This is a genomic window from Nocardia nova NBRC 15556 (assembly GCF_001613005.1).
Classification (GTDB): domain Bacteria; phylum Actinomycetota; class Actinomycetes; order Mycobacteriales; family Mycobacteriaceae; genus Nocardia; species Nocardia nova.
Genome location: NZ_BDBN01000006.1, coordinates 183,551 through 198,131, shown reverse-complemented (window position 1 = coordinate 198,131; position 14,581 = coordinate 183,551). Strand labels below are relative to the sequence as shown.

Here is a 14,581-nt window from a genome sequence, read left to right as displayed (position 1 = left end):
CGAACGGCCTCTACGCCCCGCCGCCGACCGTCATACGCACCCGACCGGCTCGAGCGGTCATGGACGGTGGTCAGCAAAAGACCTGGTCGATCCGCTCGGCCTCGAGGACTCGCGCGCTCCAGGCTTGTAACTGTTCGATGTTCCCCGCCCGGAGAGTGTCAACGAGATGCTGGGGGACGTGCCCGAACTTCGCGGTGAGCTGTTCGAGCAGGACTGCCACCCGGCCGCGGACTTCCCCGCGCGCTTCTCCGCGCGCTTCAGCTTCAGCGCTCAGGCGTTCTGCCGTAGTCACGAATGCCTCCTTGGCGCGTGGTCCGAGCTGGTCGGCGAACTTTTCGATGTCGGCGGGGTCGGTTTCACCCACACTCATAATGTAAGTGAGCACAAGTTGCATGTCACGCACACCACCGGGGCGGGAGAGGATGTCCTCGAAGTCCTCACGCAGCATTTCCAGCACGACGAACATGTCGGTGTTTCCTGGGGCGGTTTTGAGGGCTGTGAGCATGATCCGGGTGAGCGTGGTGAGTTCGCGTTCGAACAGGGATGGGATGTCGGTCAGGGTGACATTGTCGAGGATGTAGCGCAGGCGGGGGATGTAGGCCCCGGCGGCCTCGCGGGTGGCTTCGTCGAGATCGATGAGTTCGGCGATGTCCAGGGGTGCTGTCCAGCGGCGTCCGCTGGGGCTCTGGTAGACCACCAAGGGGACGACAGCGGGCAGCGTGCGCGTTTTCGGGTGGTGGCCGATGTGGTGGTTCCAGACGCTGACCATGTACTCGAGGATCCGGAAGGCCATCAGCGGGTCGGGGCTGCTCTGATGCTCCACCAGCAAATAGATGTAAGCGGGATGACTGCCGATCCGGGTACGGAAGAGCAGATCGCCGTAGCGGGGCCGCAGTTCGCTGGTAACGAAGCTGGTCGACTGCAGTTCGAGGTGGTCCCAATCCACTTGCGCCGCCAGAGTTTCCGGAAGGACGGCGCGGAGTTCGGATGCGGCGTTGACCGGGATGGACATGACTTCCCGGAAGAAGGCGTCGTGGTAGTTGGTGGGGTCGGCGGGCACGGACCTCACCGTATCGGTGACCACCGACACATTCCGAATCCGATTGCTATGACCGCACATTCGTCATGCGGCAGGGGATTCCGCGATCAGCATGGCCGGGCGGCGGCGACGCATGATCGGGCATGGCGAAACATCTGCCGTGTCGAATTGTTCTGCAGCACAACGGACTACCAAACGCCCTTCGCGCCCAGAGGAATCCGCGGCCCGAAGCGGCGTCGAGACACTGAGGGGCAGCAGCGAACTCGCATTCCCTCCGGCAACCGCCCGGCTCAGGCCACAGACGGAAACCGATCGAACTCGTGCTTCCTGACGCCGTCGCAGAACGCATCCCACTCGGACGGCGTGTAGGTGAGCGCGATCGAGCCCGCAACGATGGACACCCATCCGTCCTTGCGGTAGCCGATCGACGGAAGCCCGTCACAGCCGGCCGCACTACGGTCGAGAACCGCATCGAGGAATCCGCGCCACTTGCCGACGGAGACCGCGATGATCGGCTGCGCGGTCGCATCGTTGCGAGGATCGCGCAGGTACTTGCTGTCGCGGATAAGCCAAAACGCACCTGCCAGGGCAACTTCCACGCAGCTCGATGACGAGCTGGATCGCGTCGCCTTGAACCAATGGAGACTTGCGGTGGTGCTGGCATTCATGCTGACGATCCTACTCACGTGCCAAGCTCTACGATCTTGCTGATGAGCTCCAGCGAATCCTCGCGACTGAGCGATTCCTTCTGCAGGTGCCCGAACACGATGGTCATGTTCCGTATGCGCTGTTGATCTTCAACGAGTTCATCGTGAGCCGGTACTTCGCTCCAACCGAGCGTGGGCAGCAGCGGCCGAGCGAAGTCGAGGATGTGGAAGGTCGAGCAGCCACGGATGGCTCCGACGGTGCTCGTGAACGGCAGCACACGGAAGTCGATCGTGTCGTGATTCTGCTCGATCATCGAGACCAGATGCCGCAGCTGATTGCCCAAGACTTCCGGGCCGCCGGTTTGCTGACGCAGAGCCGCCTCGCTCACGACCACATTCAGCCGAAGCGGATCCTCGCCGGTAAGGCGTTCCTGTCGTTTCAGCCGGGCCTCAACCCGCTGCTGCACCTCGATCTGCCGGATGAACGCCGTGTCACCGGTGATCAGTGCCCGGGCATACTCCTCCGTCTGCAGTAGTCCCGGAATCAGGACGCTCTCGACGGTGCTGATCTCCTCGGCACCGTATTCCATCCCGAATAGACGCAGCTGCTGCTCACTGAACAGCCCCTCATACTCCGACCACCAGCCGCGTTGCCCCGCCAGTCGGCGGGCCTCCACCAGGTCCGCCTGCTCGTCTTCACCGAATCCGAGGAATTGCAGCAGCTCGATTAGCTTGTCTTCCTTCAAGATTCGCTGGTCACGCTCGACCTTCGGCCAGTAGGTGGGCGAAAACTCGAGGGCCTTCGCAATCTGCGGGCCGGTTATACCCAGCTCATCTTTCCGCTTCCGGGTTCGGTACGACAGTTCCCAACGAGCTACCACCGGTGACGTCGGTGCCATCGCAGCTGTTCCTCTCCTGTTGTCTGCCAGCGACACCCTAGCATTCAGCTAGAATGACAGCTGTCATTCTAGCTGAACTGCCCATGTCCTAGACAGCTTGACTGCACAGCTCTCGGCAATCTAGCCTCGGCAGTGTCGGCAATCACAACACCAAGCCGACGACCTCGACCACGGCACGGACGTGCCGAGCGGAAGATCTCCTGCCTCCGCCAATTGATCATCAGGACTTCAAGCATCCGACCGAGGGGTGATGATGCGATGCAGCTCATTTCAGGTACAGCAGCGACAGATCCGCTCTCGGCGTTGTACGTCGGAGGGTGCGGCGATAAACAGTGGTGGACCGCGCGCTGGTTGCCGGGACGAAGGCTCTCCACGGATGAGGCCGTGATCGGCACGATCGTCGCCGAAATGCTTCTTCAGCGTCCGGCAGCCGGCGAGCGACAGTGGATGGAGATCGGCGAAGGTGCCCGACTGCTCGGCCTGAGCATTCGCGACCTCGCAGGCTTTCTCGGCGTGGAATACGAGATCCCCGAGGCTCCGAGTACGCCCGGCTCCACCGGCCGGCATCGGCGAATGCCGTTGTGGCTCCCCGGAAGACGTTAGCGATCTCGGCATAGCCAGCCGAAAGACACTGCGGCTACGTCACTTCCGATTCGAGGTCTGCTCGGCAAACCTGAGCGACCGCCCTCCGAAGGAACCCTTATGCTGCCCGATTGCCTGTGCCGTGCCTTAAATCGTCTCTCGACCACGGGACCGCCACCGAGCGAAACGCCGTGAATACTCCGGACCCGTCGGAGCAGAGAGCATTCGTCCATGCCGACGGCAAGCTCGCCGAGTTCATGTGCCAGGTCCATCTGCTCGGCTTGACCCCCGCACGCGCCCGCGAACTACGAACGATCCACGCGGCCCACTGTCCGGACGAATGCGTCGTCCATCTCGAGGCGGCCTACCTTTTGCTTATCGAAGAGACCTGATCCGACGATCGAATTCGCCACGTTACCAGCCCATTCGGGCCTCACAGACTTCATGGCGAAGCAGCCGACTCCTCATCCGACCAACTCGATCCGTAACTGGAGGCCACCCCGGTGATGGTCAAATTGCCACCGATAGACGAACTTCTGGAAGCATGCAACGGAACGGTTCGACTGAACCATCCCGTGCTGCATGCCGCACGCGAACTGGCAGAACTCCACTCCGCCCGCAGTGCCGCATTACCGGCGGAGACCAGCGCAGTACAACGCTCCCGAGCCGAACTCGTCCGCTCGATCGACCGCTGGGTAACGACGCACCTCCCCCAGGCCCGCCGGGCGTCCTACCTTCACACCGAGTCGGTCGGCATGGTCATCGACCGCATCGCCCAATACCGCGGCGACGCGCACGCCGCACTGAATAACGCTGTGCCCGAACCGGACTGCCACTTCCTCTGGCAACGTCTCGCCGAACTCGCCGTCGGCTACACGGATCTGGCGTTCGAAATCAGCGCCGGTCTCCGCAACGCCCAGCCCTCACGTATCCGACGGACGCCGTCGGCACCCACCCCATAGCCTGAGCGCATGAAGTGGTTCATGATCATCGCGGGCGTTGCTTTCATCCTGTTCGGCTTCGCGAGTTTGCTTTACCCCGAGTAGATTTGGCGGAAGACCGAAGCGTGGAAGTACGACAATCCCGATGCGAACAAGCCCAGCGAGACCGGATATCTGAGCAACGCCGGCGGGCTACTTTTCGTCGGCGTCGTCATCATCGTCGTGGCGCTGTCACTGCTGTAGAGCTCATGTGAACGTCGGTCGAAGCGAAGCGCCGCGGACTGGACGATTCCCTCCGGGACTATCCCGGCCGGCCGAATCCGCCGGAGCTACGGAAGTTGTTTGAACAGCCTCACGAGTTCCGTTGCGACGGTCTGAGCGCGCCCGCAACTATCCGCGTGATCGATGATTCGGATTATGTCGGCGTTGCGGTCCACCAACCTACGCGGATCGGATTTCGGCAACGGCTGCCATCGCGGATCGGTGCCGACCCACATCTGGCAATAGCCGCCAGGCTGCGAGCCGACGGGTAGTGGGATATCGAACTTCTCGTGGGCCGGAAAGCCTCCGATTCGGTACGCCCGTTCGTCCTCATCAATCGGCGAGAGGAGCGAATCCGGCGCGAACAGGTAGGCGACCACCAAATTGGCGTCCGGATCACTGGCGTCGGGTAGGAAACCGCAAATCCACGGGTCGAGTCCCGGACCGACGCGAGCGCCGGGGTGGTCGGCGAGCATGGCACCTGTCACTTCGCATGGGTCCAAAGTGGCGAGCTTCGAGTTCATGTGCGCGTATCCGGATTGCGCCCACAACGGTCGCGAGCTGACATGTTTCGCTGACGCAGCGGCGATCTCCGCCGCCTCCGAGCACAGGTTCACGTGCGGTTCCCCGAAAAGGCTACCTGCTGTGAAGACCCGGATCGCGAATCCCTGCTTCCGATCGAACGGCACGTAGGCGCTGCAGAACTCGGGAGCTTCCGACGTGCGCACGGTTGTCCCATCAGCGGTAACCAACGGCTTCCCGTAGTCCGGCTGGATCGGGCCGTCAATGGACAACTCGATCCTGTCCACTCGGGCAAGAATTGTACCGGCGGGCCGAACTCGATCGCTATTGACGGCGACGATGATGTAGCTGATCCAGCTCGAAGGGAGGGAAATGTCGAGTCTCACGCCGCCGACCGTGCCGCCGGGATCGTTCTCGGGTGCAGAACAGCCCGTTGTGGATGTCGAGGGCGGTACTGCGTTGCGGCCGTGGGACGCTGACGATGCGCCGCTCCTGCTGGACGTCTACGCAGACCCGGACATTCAGCGTTGGCACTGCAAAACCTTGGCCGATCTCGCCGAGGCCAGCGAGATGATCGCCGCTTGGCGGAGCGCATGGGGCGCGGAGACAGGCGCGCACTGGGCGATTGTCGATTGCGAGGACGTTGTGGTCGGCCGAATCGCGCCATCCACGCGGAAATTACTTGGTCAGGTCGTAGACCGTCACTCCGTCGATGGTTCGGGCGGTGAAGTTCGCGGCTACCCACTGGGCGATGTCGGAGGCCTCGTGGCTGCCGCCGCTGGGGGCGCCGCGCATTCCCGCCATACCTTCACCGCCGATGAAGTAGTGGATCTTGTGCTGGGCCACGTACTCCTGGAACTGGGACAGGGTCGGTGACGGGTCGGTGCCGTTGAAACCGCCGACGGCCATGACCGGGTCGCCGGTGGCGCGCTGGTAGGCGGCGGCGCTGGTGGAGCCGACCGCGGCCGCTACCCAGGTGTAGGCGGCGGCGTTGTCGCGCAGTGCCGCAGACAGATTCGAGCCGACGGAAATACCGCCGAGGAGGCCGCCCATCGGACCACCGGCATGCGCGCCGGGACCGCCGCCGGGCGGCATCCCGCCTGGGAAGCGCCCGCTGGACGGGCCGGCGGACGGAATCGCTCCGGTGTGCGGAGTCGACGCGGTCGCCAACGCGTAGGCGGTCGGCCCCGCCAGGCCGGCGGCCAGCGCCACGGCCACCACCGCCGCACCCAGTGCCCGCGGCAATCGGGAGACCACCAGCAGCAGTGCCGCGGCACCCACACCCACCACCGCGACGACGGGCCGCAGCCACGGATTCCAATCGCTGGTGCGCGCGAGCAGGAGGCAGGCGAGAACGGTGGTCACCACCAGCGTGCCCGACAGCACCGCCGCGGCTCGAAGGTCGTTGCGCCGCAACCACAATTGCCAGGCGCCGATCGCCAGACTGCCCGCAGTGGCCGGAGCCAGCGCCACCGTGTAGTAGGGGTGCAGGATGCCGCTCGCGAAGCTGAAGATTCCGCCGGTGAGTATCAGCCAGCCCAGCCACAGCACCAGCGCTGCCCGCGTCGGATCGGTGCGGGGCGCGCGACGAGTGAGCCAGAGACCGGCGACGCCGATGATCAGCGCCGCCGGGATCAGCCAGGAGATCTGACCACCCATCTCGGAGCCGAACAGCCGCGCCCAGCCGACGTCGTAGTTCATATTGCCCAGACCGCCCACCTCGTCACCGGTGAGCCGCCCGAAACCGTTGTAGCCCAACGCCAATTCGAGCACGCTGTTGTGCTGTGAGCCGCCGATGAAGGGCCGCGAGGAGGCGGGCCAGAGCGCGACCACGGCCAGATACCAGCCCGCGGACACCACCATCGCGAGCACAGCCGCCACCGCGCGGACAATCCTCGTTCTCCAAGTAACATGGGCCGCAAGCAGATACACCACCGCGAAAATCGGCAGCACGATGAACGACTGCATCATCTTCGCCAGGAATCCGAATCCGACGGCCACCCCGGCCAGCGGCAACCACCACGCGGCGCTGTCCTTTTCGACGGATCGCAGCACGCAGTAGGCGGCGGCGGTCAGCAACAGCACGAGCAGGGCATCCGGATTGTCGAAGCGGAACATCAGCGCCGCGGCCGGTGTGAGCGCCAGAACGGCACCGGCGAGAACTCCCGGCCAGTGCCCGGCGACCCGGCGCACCGCGGCGTACAGCACGGCGACGGCGGCGACGCCCTCGAGCGCCTGCGGCACCAGCAGACTCCACGAGTTGAGGCCGAAGATCCGCGCGGATATATCCATGACCCACAGCGCGCCGGGCGTCTTGTCCACGGTGATCGCGTCGGCGGCGTCGCTGGATCCGAACAGCATCGCCTTCCAGCTCTGCGATCCGGCCTGTACGGCGGCGGCGTAGAACTCGTTGGCCCAGCCGGCGGCACCCAGGTCCCACACGTACAGCAGCGCGGTGGCCGCCAGCAGCGCCACCAGCGACAGCTGCCGCCACCGCGGGCTCGCGGTCCGCGGCGGCGGCGGTTCGGTCACCGCGACCGGGGGCGTTTCCAGCACAGTCGTCGTCATATGTCGATCGTCATCGACCGAGGTGGTTGCTGCCTTGGGCTTCGCTGTGTGCCCGCTGTGAGGTCTCCTCCGGCAGCCGGACGGTGAAAACGGTATGTCCTGGTGCACTGTCGAGGCTGATCGCGCCGCCGTGTGATTTCACCACCGCCGCGACGATCGCCAGCCCCAGACCGCTGCTTCCGGCCCGCCGCGAGCGCGAGGAATCGCCGCGCGCGAAGCGTTCGAACACTTCCGGCTGCAGTGCGGCGGGAATACCGGGACCGTTGTCGGCGACCTGCCAGATCGCGCGGCCGGCGCCGTCGCGTTCCAGCGAGACCGTGACCGTGGTGCCGGGGCCCGTATGCACCCGCGCGTTGGCGAGCAGGTTGGCCAGCACCTGGTGCAGTCGCGCCGCATCACCGGTGACGACGACCGGTTCGCCGGGCAGATCCAGATTCCACCGGTGGTCCGGGCCCGCGATGTGGGCGTCGCTGACGGCGTCGACGGTCAACCGGGTCAGATCCACCGGCTCGTGTTCGAGGCCGCGCCCGGAATCGAGCCGGGCCAGCAGCAGCATGTCCTCGACCAGCGCCGTCATCCGCCGCGATTCCGAATCCACTCGGTTCATCGCGTTGGCGACGTCGCCGGGCACCTCGGCCCGTTTCCGTTGGGCCAGTTCGGCATAGCCGCGAATCGCGGCCAGCGGGGTGCGCAGTTCGTGACTGGCGTCGGCGAGGAACTGCCGCACCCGCGTCTCACTGGCATGGCGGGCCGACAGCGCGCTGTCGATGTGATCGAGCATGCGGTTGACCGCGGAACCGAGCTGTCCGACCTCGGTACGCGGATCGGCGTCGTCGGCCGGAACCCGCACCGGTAACGCCACTTCGCCGCGATCGAGCTGCAGATCGGCCACCCGGGAGGCCGTGGCGGCCACTCGGTCCAGCGGTGCCAGCGCGCGGCGGATCACCCAGATGCCCACGGTGATCGCGACGACGAGCACCACTGCGGTGACCACCACCAGGATCAGCAGGACCCGCATCAGCGTGGCGCGAACCGCGGTCAACGGCATACCGGTCACCACCGTGGCACCCGACCAGGTCGAATTCGCGACCACGCGATAGGAGCCCTGCCCGTCGAGGTCGACGGTCACCGGATCGCCGTCCGACGCCACCCGGGCCAACTGCTGCCGGGCGGCCGCGGACAAACTGGTCTGGGTCCCGTCGGCATCGATCTTGGCGGCGGTGACGTCGGCGCCGTCGATACTGGCGCCGACGGTATCGGCTTGAATGCCGCGCCGGTCCAGGAAATCCGGCCCGGGACCGCCGTGGTTCGGCGGCGGCCGATAGCCGTGGTCCGGATCGCCGGGTGGCGGCCCGAGACTTGGCCCACCGCCGGCCTCGCCGAGGGAACGCTTCTGCACATCGACCAACTCGGTGTCGAGCTGATGCACGAGAAACTGCTGCAGCGCGAATTCCGTTGCGGCGCCGATACCCACGACCACGACCACCAGCAACAGCAACTGTCCGACCAGCAGTCGCGCGCGCAGCGACCAACCACGCGCCGACCACCAACGGCGAGACCGCGGCTCGCTCGCCAGGGCCTCAGCCGGCGGGTTTGAGGACATATCCGGCGCCGCGCAGGGTGTGGATCATCGGTTCGCGACCGCTGTCGATCTTCTTGCGCAGATAGGAGACATAGAGCTCGACGATGTTGGAGCGGCCGCCGAAGTCGTAGCTCCAGACCCGATCCAGAATCTGCGCCTTGCTCAGCACGCGACGGGGATTGCGCATGAAATAGCGCAGCAGTTCGAACTCCGTGGACGTCAGCGTGATCGGCTCGCCCGCGCGCGTCACCTCGTGGCTGTCCTCGTCGAGCATCAGATCGCCCACCACGATCTGAGCGTCGTTGTCGACGGTGGTGATGCCGGTGCGGCGCAGCAGTGCGCGCAGGCGCAGGACCACCTCCTCGATGCTGAACGGTTTGGTGACGTAGTCGTCGCCGCCGGCGGTGAGCCCGGCGATGCGATCCTCGACCGAATCCTTCGCGGTCAGCAGCAGCACCGGCAGATACGGCAGATCGCGGCGCAGCTTCGCGAGCACCTCGAGCCCGGTCATATCCGGCAGCATCACGTCGAGAACCACCACGTCGGGGCGGTTCTCGCGGGCCGCGGTGACCGCGGTGCGGCCGTCGGCGGCGGTGACGACCTGCCACCCTTCGTAGCGCAACGCCATCGACACCATTTCCGCGAGCACCGGTTCGTCGTCGACGACGAGGACGGTCACGGGGCTGCCGTCCGCGCGGCGCATCACGACGCGCTCGGCCGGAGTGTTCGTGGTGGTCATGACCCCAGTCTGGGAACGGCGGCTAGGTGTCCGCTGTGCCGTGTCTGGGGGTCGGCTGTGAGTGCGGCGGTCGCGGCGCGTTCACCACAGCGGGTACCGAACGAGTCCACAGCGCAGACCCAGCTTCGCACCGCAGGGTTGACCGAGCAACGCGATCGCGGCATCGACGGCCCGCGATCGCATTCGACGACAAGGAGTACGCGATGACCGAGCCCACCCCACAGCCTCCGGCCGAGCCGGAACACACCTGGGGCGCGCCGCAGACCCGGCCGGCCGCCACCTGGTCGACGAAGAAGTCGCTGGCCGCGGTCGGTATCGCCGCGGTGATCGCGGCGGCCGGGGGCGGCGTCGTCTACGCGGCCACACATTCCGATGGCAGTGCGCACGGTGGTCCGGGCGGGGCCGGGACCAGCTGGGGCGGCGGGCACAACACCGCGGGCCCGGGCGGTATGGGCATGACCGGCCAGAGCCTGCACGGCCAGTTCGTGATCAGCGACGGCAACGGCGGCTACACCACCGAGATCACTCAGACGGGCACGGTGACCGCGGTATCGGACACCTCGATCACCGCCGAGAGCGCCGACAACTTCACCCAGACCTACACGATTTCCGGCAGCACCCAGCATTCGGCGGTGAAAGTCGGTGACACCGTGCGCATTCAGGGCACGGAGGCGAACGGGGCCGCCACCGCGACCGCGATCACGAGCGGCACCGAATCCGGGCAGATGGGTGGTCGCACCGGACGGTCGGGCCGCTTCGGCGGAATGGCGCAGGGCGGCGATCCGGGGCAGAACGGTCCCGGACCGGGAGGCGCGGCGCCCGGACAGGGCGGCGGACCCGGGATGGCACCGCCGATGGACGGTGCTCCGAATCAGCCCAACGGCTGATCGCAGGAACGTCGGCGGGTCCATGCCCGCCGACTCGCGGCGCGTCACGCATGCGCGGCGCGACGCGCCCCACCGGCGGAATCCACAACGCCCGACGGTCGGCACACCTCTGGCAAACTGGGCGGATGGATGGCGATGCGGTGATCGTGCCCATGGGTCTGGGGCATTTGCGGCAGGTGCTGGATCTGGGTCACGAAGTGTTCGACACCAGCGTCAAGCCCTACACCTCGTGGTCGTTGACGTCGGTGGCCGAACATTTGGATTCGGCGGACAACGCGTGCTGGGTGGCATTGGATTCGGATCGGGTGGTGGGATTCGTGCTCGGGTCCATGGAATTCGAATTGCGGGACGACTGGGGATATCTGGAGTGGGTCGCGGTGGCGCCGGATATGCAGGGGCGCGGGCTGGCGCGGCGACTGGTGGATATCTGTTCGGAAGCGTTGTTCGCGCGGGGAGCGCGCCGCATCGTGACCGACGTGGAGCAGAGCAATACCGCCTCGGCCACCCTGATGACCCGCAGCGGATTCAGTCCGGCCGCCTCGGTCACCCTGTTCGTCCGGCCCAATCCCGCTGAGCCGGAACGGGATTCGGAAGCACCGCTGCCGCCGATCGCGCCGGGCGCCAAACGGGCGTTGATCAGGCGAGGCCGTCTCGCGGGCGACAATCGCAGCACGCACTGAGCCGCGCGAGCCGCCGCACGCTATCCGATCCGTCCCTGCCGCAGCGCGGGCGCTGTGCCGAGGATGCCGACGCCGGATGCACTGCCGTCGCGGGGCGCACGGTCGACGCACACCGCCCGCACCAGGAAGCAGTTCAGGACCGGAATCAGCAGTTCCACCGGCGTCATGAGCACGTAGAACCAATTGGGTTCCCCGCTCACCACCCATGCCAGCAGCCGGGCGATTCCGCCGGCGAAGAACACGGCGCCGAGCGCGTTGATCGCCGGCCCTCGGTGCTCCACATCGCGCGCACACCACGCCACGGCCAGTCCGTAAGCGCCGAACACGACCGCGTAGAAGCGCATATCGGAATCGATGGTGGCGTTCACCGGTCCCGCGCCGATGACGCTGGCGGTACCGAAGAACAAGTGCGCCAACGCGATTCCCGCACACACCAGCCCGAACACCAGTAGCCAGATCTGCAGCACTCGTCGCATGCCGACCCCTATTAGACGGTTGTTGAATAAGCTCCACGGTAGGCCGCTGCCGCCGCTCACGTCAACCACCGCACGCCTACGATGAGCAGATGCCGAGCCGACGCCGCCTCACCCCCGAGCAGCGCCGCGACGAATTGATGGATGTGGGCGCGCGATTGTTCGGCGAACGCTCGTTCGACGAGGTCGCGATGGAGGACATCGCCGCCCACGCCGGCGCCTCCCGCGCCCTGATGTACCACTACTTCCCCACCAAGGGCGAGTTCTTCGCGGCCATCTGGAAGCGCGCTCACGATCGACTGCTCGCCGAACTGCGCATCGACCCCGAGGAGCCGGTTCGCACCGCCGTCTATCGGAGCCTGGTGGCGCATCTGGATTTCTATCGCGCCCACGTTCCGCTGGTTCTCATCGCCAACCGCACCACGCCGGCCACCGATCCGGCGGTGCGTGGACCGGTGGTCGAGGACCTGAATGCCCTGTGCGAGCGCGTCCTCGACGCGTGTGGCGCCACGGGGCACACCCGAGAGGTGGCGGCCGCGGCGCTGAGCGGATGGATCGCCTTCATTCGCGAGGTCGCCATCGAATGGCTTGCCCATCAGCGCATTTCGCGTGACGAAGTGTTACGGATGTGCATGGCGACCCTGGACGCCACCGCGGGTGCCCAGCTCGATCTGACCGCGCCGCCGCGGCGGTGAGACGTCGTGGTCCGCTATCGCCGGGAGAGCCGATCGAACACCGCGCTCGCCGCGCCGAAACCGAGCACCCCGAGCCCCGCACACCAGACCAGGGCCAGTGCCGCGCTTGCGCCGGTTCCGCTCGAATTCAGCAGACCGCGCACGGTATCCACCACGGGCGTGGCGGGCTGGTAGGCGGCGAAGCCGCGCAGCCAGGCGGGCATGGTGGAGGTCTGCACGAACGCGCTGCTGATGTAGGGAATGAACATGATCGCGTAGGTCATCCCGCCGGCCGCCTCGGGATTCTTCGCCACCAGCCCGAGCGCGACCGCGATCCAGCAGATCGCCACCACGAACAGCACGATCATGGCCAGCGCCCCCAGCCAGCCGAGTACGTCCGCCCGCGGGCGATAGCCGAGTAGGACGGCCACGGTCACCGCGATCGCGATGGCGGCGAGATTGCGCGCCACCCCCTCCCCGACGTGTCCGGCCAGGATCGCCTGCCTGAACATCGGCAGCGTCCGGAATCGGTCGATACTGCCCCGGGTCATATCGGCCGAGACCGCGGTCGCGGTGATCGACGCACCGAAACCCGTACACAACAGCATGATTCCGGGCACGACGTAGTCGAGGTAGGAACCACCGACGTCGATCGCGCCGCCGAAGACGTAGGTGAACAGCAGCATCACCAGGATCGGCATGAGCAGCGAGATGATCAGCGTGTCCGGACTGCGCAGGGTGTGCCGGGCGCACCGGCGGAACATCACCGCCGAATCCGCGGCGATCATCCTCACCGGGCTGCCGCCTCGACGATATCGGCGGCATGGGCGGCGGCGCCCTCGGTGCGCAGGGTAGCCGCGAATTGCCGTGCACGGGCGCGACGTTCGGGTTCCAGCAGCGTGGTCACGCCGCGAACGAGTCGTTCGGTGGTGAGCTCGGTGAAACGCAGGCGTGCGCCGAGCCCGAGCCGATCCACCTGCCCGCCCCACATCGGCTGTTCGAACGACACCGAACACACCAGTGTCGGCAGACCGGCCCGCAGACTTTCGAACAACGTGCCTATCCCGCCGTGATGCACCGCGGCCGCACAGTGCGGGAACACGAGGTCGTAGGCGAACGGGCCGACCACTTTCACCCTCGAATCACCCTGGGTACGAGCGGTTTCCATACCACTCCAGCCCGCGCTCACCAATGCTCGCACCCCGAGTCGCCGCGACACCTCACCGACCATGGCCAGGACGGCGGCGGGATCGCTGATCGGCATACTGCCGAATCCGAAGAACACCGGCGCCTCCCCCGCCCGCACCCAGGACAGGATGTCGGTGTGGTCGTCGCCGAGTTCGCCCACCGCGTGCCGGGTCTGCTGATCCAGCGTCAGGAAGCCGGTGAACGGGCGCCGGCCGTCCCACTGCGCCGGCAGCCCGGGCACCAGTGCCGGATCGTAGATCTGCACCTCGGGGACCCGCCGCCGGGCCAGCACCGCCGCGATACTCGCCCGCGATTTCGGCAACCCGAGCATGCCGCGCAGATCGTTCAGATAGCGCATGAACACGATCCGCCGCAGGTTCTCCGCCACCGCCCACGTCGCACGATTCACCGGAGCGGGCGGCGCCCAGGTCGCCGGCAGCGCGCCCGGAAACGGATAGGCCCCGTTCGCCCGGGCCGGGTAGTAGTGCAGGCTAACCAGCGGCACATCCATCGCCTCGGCGACCGAGCACGCGCGGTCCTCGGTGACGGTGCTGGCCACGATCAGGTCGGCGCCCGCGCACACCTCGACCACCTCGCGGTTCATCCGATCGGCATAGTCGGCCATCTGCCGGGCGACCAGCTGCATCAGCCGCAGCGTATTGCCCGCGGCGAGGGCGCGCTGCCCTGCCTCCGAGCTGTAGAGCTGCTGCACATCGGGCCCGCAGGCGCGCGCGGCGAGCCCGGCCGCGGAGGCGAAATCGACCAGATTCGGCGGCGCGCCCAGCACCACGTCGTGGCCGCGGCGCCGCAATTCCAGCCCCAGGGCCAGCACCGGTTGCACGTCGCCGCGGGTGCCGGTCAGCGGAATGGCGATTCTCATGTCGAGTTATCTCCCCTTT

At 66.6% G+C, this 14,581-nt stretch carries 17 protein-coding genes and 1 pseudogene; 8 read left to right on the top strand and 10 right to left on the bottom strand.

Going from position 1 to position 14,581, the window contains the following annotated elements; translation table 11 throughout:
- Positions 1-70 precede the first annotated feature (70 nt).
- The 3 genes from NN2_RS03970 to NN2_RS03960 all read right to left on the bottom strand — a co-directional run bounded on the left by NN2_RS03970 (position 71) and on the right by NN2_RS03960 (position 2,585).
- Positions 71-1,060, bottom strand: a complete 990-nt coding sequence (locus tag NN2_RS03970) for an Rpn family recombination-promoting nuclease/putative transposase (protein WP_169812370.1) — start codon at positions 1,058-1,060, stop codon at positions 71-73.
- 269 nt (positions 1,061-1,329) lie between these two features.
- A complete protein-coding gene (locus NN2_RS03965; protein ID WP_063010413.1) occupies positions 1,330-1,707 on the bottom strand; it encodes a DUF397 domain-containing protein in 378 nt (125 codons plus the stop codon).
- Positions 1,708-1,721: 14 nt separating this feature from the next.
- Positions 1,722-2,585, bottom strand: a complete 864-nt coding sequence (locus NN2_RS03960) for a Scr1 family TA system antitoxin-like transcriptional regulator (RefSeq protein ID WP_063010411.1) — start codon at positions 2,583-2,585, stop codon at positions 1,722-1,724.
- Between the two features lie 384 nt (positions 2,586-2,969).
- Here NN2_RS03960 and NN2_RS03955 point away from each other — a divergent pair, with 384 nt between their 5' ends.
- From NN2_RS03955 to NN2_RS39250, 4 genes are all read left to right on the top strand, one after another.
- Complete coding sequence (locus NN2_RS03955; RefSeq protein ID WP_063010409.1) at positions 2,970-3,188, top strand: hypothetical protein; 219 nt, start codon at positions 2,970-2,972, stop codon at positions 3,186-3,188.
- Between the two features lie 170 nt (positions 3,189-3,358).
- Positions 3,359-3,559: a hypothetical protein gene (locus NN2_RS03950; RefSeq protein ID WP_063010488.1), complete on the top strand. Its 201-nt coding sequence runs from the start codon at positions 3,359-3,361 to the stop codon at positions 3,557-3,559.
- A gap of 114 nt (positions 3,560-3,673) precedes the next feature.
- Positions 3,674-4,129: a DUF4254 domain-containing protein gene (locus NN2_RS03945; protein ID WP_063010407.1), complete on the top strand. Its 456-nt coding sequence runs from the start codon at positions 3,674-3,676 to the stop codon at positions 4,127-4,129.
- Positions 4,130-4,213: 84 nt separating this feature from the next.
- Positions 4,214-4,351: a DUF6199 family natural product biosynthesis protein gene (locus NN2_RS39250; protein WP_501193545.1), complete on the top strand. Its 138-nt coding sequence runs from the start codon at positions 4,214-4,216 to the stop codon at positions 4,349-4,351.
- An 86-nt stretch (positions 4,352-4,437) separates the two neighbouring features.
- Here the strand turns inward: NN2_RS39250 and NN2_RS03940 are convergent, their stop codons facing one another.
- Positions 4,438-5,277 carry a hypothetical protein gene (locus NN2_RS03940; protein WP_156511196.1) on the bottom strand — a complete coding sequence of 280 codons (840 nt, stop codon included), beginning with the start codon at positions 5,275-5,277 and terminating at the stop codon, positions 4,438-4,440.
- Between NN2_RS03940 and NN2_RS39040 the strand changes: the two are divergent.
- A pseudogene (locus NN2_RS39040) lies at positions 5,264-5,542 on the top strand (GNAT family N-acetyltransferase); the annotation flags it as partial. The gene NN2_RS03940 and the pseudogene NN2_RS39040 overlap by 14 nt on opposite strands.
- Positions 5,543-5,569: 27 nt before the next feature.
- Here the strand turns inward: NN2_RS39040 and NN2_RS03935 are convergent.
- From NN2_RS03935 to NN2_RS03925, 3 genes are read right to left on the bottom strand one after another with little or no spacing between them, the layout of a single operon-like run.
- A complete protein-coding gene (locus NN2_RS03935; RefSeq protein WP_063010403.1) occupies positions 5,570-7,459 on the bottom strand; it encodes a mannosyltransferase YkcB-related protein in 1,890 nt (629 codons plus the stop codon).
- Positions 7,460-7,469: 10 nt separating this feature from the next.
- The gene (locus NN2_RS03930) at positions 7,470-9,062 is read right to left on the bottom strand and encodes a sensor histidine kinase (RefSeq protein WP_063010401.1); all 1,593 of its coding nucleotides are present in this window, start codon (positions 9,060-9,062) and stop codon (positions 7,470-7,472) included.
- The gene (locus tag NN2_RS03925) at positions 9,040-9,744 is read right to left on the bottom strand and encodes a response regulator transcription factor (RefSeq protein ID WP_062963626.1); all 705 of its coding nucleotides are present in this window, start codon (positions 9,742-9,744) and stop codon (positions 9,040-9,042) included. Before NN2_RS03925 ends, NN2_RS03930 begins: the two co-directional genes overlap by 23 nt.
- 239 nt (positions 9,745-9,983) lie before the next feature.
- Here NN2_RS03925 and NN2_RS03920 point away from each other — a divergent pair, with 239 nt between their 5' ends.
- Positions 9,984-10,667: a hypothetical protein gene (locus NN2_RS03920; RefSeq protein WP_063010399.1), complete on the top strand. Its 684-nt coding sequence runs from the start codon at positions 9,984-9,986 to the stop codon at positions 10,665-10,667.
- 125 nt (positions 10,668-10,792) lie between these two features.
- Complete coding sequence (locus NN2_RS03915; protein ID WP_063010397.1) at positions 10,793-11,347, top strand: GNAT family N-acetyltransferase; 555 nt, start codon at positions 10,793-10,795, stop codon at positions 11,345-11,347.
- Positions 11,348-11,367: 20 nt separating this feature from the next.
- Here the strand turns inward: NN2_RS03915 and NN2_RS03910 are convergent, their stop codons facing one another.
- A complete protein-coding gene (locus tag NN2_RS03910; RefSeq protein ID WP_063010395.1) occupies positions 11,368-11,823 on the bottom strand; it encodes a DUF4345 domain-containing protein in 456 nt (151 codons plus the stop codon).
- Positions 11,824-11,912: 89 nt separating this feature from the next.
- Between NN2_RS03910 and NN2_RS03905 the strand changes: the two genes are divergently transcribed.
- Positions 11,913-12,515, top strand: a complete 603-nt coding sequence (locus tag NN2_RS03905) for a TetR/AcrR family transcriptional regulator (RefSeq protein ID WP_063910651.1) — start codon at positions 11,913-11,915, stop codon at positions 12,513-12,515.
- A gap of 14 nt (positions 12,516-12,529) precedes the next feature.
- Here the strand turns inward: NN2_RS03905 and NN2_RS03900 are convergent, their stop codons facing one another.
- The gene (locus NN2_RS03900) at positions 12,530-13,282 is read right to left on the bottom strand and encodes an ABC transporter permease (RefSeq protein WP_030517969.1); all 753 of its coding nucleotides are present in this window, start codon (positions 13,280-13,282) and stop codon (positions 12,530-12,532) included.
- Positions 13,283-13,284: 2 nt separating this feature from the next.
- Positions 13,285-14,562, bottom strand: coding sequence for a glycosyltransferase (locus NN2_RS03895; protein WP_063010394.1), 1,278 nt, complete (start codon positions 14,560-14,562; stop codon positions 13,285-13,287).
- Positions 14,563-14,581: the final 19 nt, after the last annotated feature.